This window comes from Rhodothermales bacterium (assembly GCA_041391505.1).
Lineage (GTDB): Bacteria > Bacteroidota > Rhodothermia > Rhodothermales > JAHQVL01 > JAWKNW01.
Genome location: JAWKNW010000066.1, coordinates 1 through 3,021, shown reverse-complemented (window position 1 = coordinate 3,021; position 3,021 = coordinate 1). Strand labels below are relative to the sequence as shown.

Annotated in this window: 3 protein-coding genes; 2 read left to right on the top strand and 1 reads right to left on the bottom strand. The window is 64.7% G+C overall.

Features of this window, described 5'->3' with window-relative positions; genetic code table 11:
- A partial coding sequence (locus tag R2834_24830; GenBank protein ID MEZ4703580.1) for a 2-oxoacid:acceptor oxidoreductase subunit alpha occupies positions 1–1,479 on the top strand: 1,479 nt, incomplete at its 5' end.
- 43 nt (positions 1,480–1,522) lie between these two features.
- Complete coding sequence (locus tag R2834_24825; protein ID MEZ4703579.1) at positions 1,523–2,671, top strand: 2-oxoacid:ferredoxin oxidoreductase subunit beta; 1,149 nt, start codon at positions 1,523–1,525, stop codon at positions 2,669–2,671.
- Positions 2,672–2,772: 101 nt separating this feature from the next.
- On the opposite strand, the gene R2834_24820 is transcribed toward R2834_24825, so the two are convergent.
- Positions 2,773–3,021 (bottom strand): hypothetical protein (locus R2834_24820; protein MEZ4703578.1); only part of this gene is annotated, 249 nt, incomplete at its 5' end.

Below are 3,021 nucleotides of genomic sequence, written 5' to 3'. Positions count from 1 at the left end.
CCGCTCGAGAACGGGTCGCTCGAAGGCTACCGCTTGATCCAGGTGCCGCTGACCACGCTCACGCGGGAGACGCTGAAGGATTCGGGGCTGAACACGAAGGAAATCGACCGATCCAAGAACATGTTCGCGCTCGGGTTGAGCCTGTGGCTCTTCTCGCGTCCGATGCAGCCGGCGATCGACTGGATCACCAAAAAATTCGGCAAGAAGCCGCAGATTCTCGAGGCCAACCTGAACCTCCTGAAAAAAGGCTTCCACTATGGCGAGACGACGGAGGAGTTCGTCATTCGCTACGAAGTGAGCCCCGCCAAGCTGAAGCCGGGCCGGTACCGCGCTATCCAGGGCGCCCAGGCGCTGGCGCTGGGGATCGTGGCGGCGAGCCAGAAGAGCGGGTTGCCGATCTTCTATGGCGCGTACCCGATCACGCCGGCGTCGGACATGCTCCACGAGCTGAGCCGCTACAAGAACTTCGGCGTGATGACCTACCAGGCCGAAGACGAAATCGCCGCAGCGTGCGCCGCGCTGGGCGCGAGCTTTTCTGGTGTGCTGGGCGTGACGGCGAGCAGCGGTCCGGGCATCGCGCTCAAGAGCGAAACGCTGGGTCTCGGCATCATGACCGAGCTGCCGATGGTCGTCATCAACGTCCAGCGCGGCGGCCCCTCGACCGGGCTGCCGACCAAGACCGAGCAGAGCGACCTGCTCATGGCGATGTACGGCCGCAACGGTGAGGCGCCGATGCCGATCGTCGCGGCGAGCACGCCGGGCGACTGCTTCTATGCGGCGTTCGAGGCCTGCCGGATCGCGGTGACCTACCGCACGCCGGTCATGCTGCTGTCGGACGGCTATCTCGCCAACGGCTCCGCGCCCTGGCTCGTGCCGGATGTGGCGTCGCTGCAGCCGATCGACCCGGGCTTCATCGACAAGCCCAACGGCAAGGTCGAGGATGAGGACGTCTTCCTGCCGTATCAGCGCAACGAAAAGACGCTGGCGCGTCCGTGGGCGCGCCCTGGCACCGCGGGGCTGGAACACCGCCTCGGCGGGCTCGAAAAGCAGAACGTGACGGGCAACGTCTCCTACGATCCGGCCAACCACGAGTACATGGTGAAGCTCCGGCAGGAGAAAGTGGACCGCGTCGCGCAGGATCTGCCGGCATCGACCGTCTACGGCGATGCGTCGGGCGACGTCCTCATCGTGGGATGGGGTTCGACGCGCGGCGCGATCGAACTGGCGGTGGACCGCGCGCGGCAGAAGGGACAGACCGTGGGCAGCCTGCATCTGCGCCACATCAATCCATTGCCGACGGACCTGCCCGCGATCTTCGCGCGCTATCGCCATCTCATCGTTCCCGAGCTGAATAACGGCCAGCTGGTGCGGATTCTCCGCGACAAGTACCTGCTGCCGTTTGTCCCGCTCAACAAGATCAAGGGTATGCCCTTCAAGGCATCCGAGATTAATGCCAAAGTGGACGAGGTGCTGGGCTAACGCCCGGCACGCCACGCGTCACGAATCGTCAGTTCGAATCGCCATGCACGATCAGCAAGATTCCCAGCAACCCCGCAAACCGACGTTGCCACCCGGCGCTCAAAAGAAGCCTACGCTGCCTCCGGGCGCCGGCGCGCCGGCCGGCGGCCCCAAACTGCCTCCCGGCTTTAGCGGCGACGGCGGCGACGGCACGCCCGGGCTCACCCGAAAGGATTTCGAGACCAACCAGGACGTCCGCTGGTGCCCTGGCTGCGGCGACTACGCCATCCTGGCTACCGTCCAGCGCCTGATGCCGGAACTCGGCGTACCGCGCGAGAAGATCGTTTTCATCAGCGGCATCGGCTGCTCGAGCCGCTTCCCGTACTACATGAATACCTACGGGATGCACTCGATCCACGGCCGCGCGCCGGCGGTGGCGACGGGCCTCAAGGTCAGCCGGCCCGACCTTGACGTGTGGATCATCACGGGCGATGGCGACTCGCTGTCGATCGGCGGCAACCACCTGATCCACATCCTGCGCCGCAACGTCAACGTCCAGCTGCTGCTCTTCAACAACCAGATCTACGGACTGACCAAGGGCCAGTACAGCCCGACGTCCGAACAGGGCAAGGTGACGAAGAGCACACCGTACGGCTCGATCGACCATCCGTTTAATCCGGTGGCCGTAGCGCTCGGGGCGGACTCGACCTTCGTCGCGCGCACCATGGACCGCGACCCGAATCACATGAAGGAGATCCTCAAACGCGCGCACGAGCACCGCGGCGCGTCGTTCTGCGAGATCTACCAGAACTGCAACATCTTCAACGACGGCGCCTTCTTCCAGTTTACCGAGAAGGCGACCAAGCCCGAGCGCGCCATCTTCATCGAACACGGCAAGCCGATGCTGTTCGACAACGGCAAGCAGGGCATCCGGCTCGACGGCTTCAAGCCGGAAGTGATCGACCTGGAAGGCGGGAAGTGGTCGGCATCCGACTGCCTCACGTACGACGAAACCAGCCGCGAACTCGCCGGCATCGCCGGCCAGATGTTCTGGCACGAGGATATGCCGCGGCCGTTTGGCGTGTTCTACCGGGTGGAGCGGCCGACGTACGAGGAAATGCTGCACCAGCAGCTTTCCCAGATCGTCGAGACCCGCGGCAAGGGCGATCTCGAAGCCCTGCTCAATGCGGGCGATACCTGGGAAGTGAAGTAGCTGGCGTTATGCCCCGATGGGGTATGGAAGTGTGAGAGTGTGGGAGTATGGGAGTGCGGGAGTCGATTTAAACTCCCATACCCTCATACTCCCACACTTTTTTATTCCGCCACCAGCGTCACGCCGGTGAGGTTCATCAGCGGGTCGATGTCGCGCGCTGCGTCGTTCTTGAAGACCAGATACAGGTCGTGCACGCCGGTCGTGGCCTGCAGGGCGACCTCGGTGAGCTGGGGGCCGCGCCGGCGCGGCGGCGGTGGCGGAGCCTGGCCGCCGGCCTGCTGGATCGCCGTGGCCGTCGGCGGGGCGCCGAACCGGAATTCCACCACCTCCACCTCGGCCTGACCCACGAG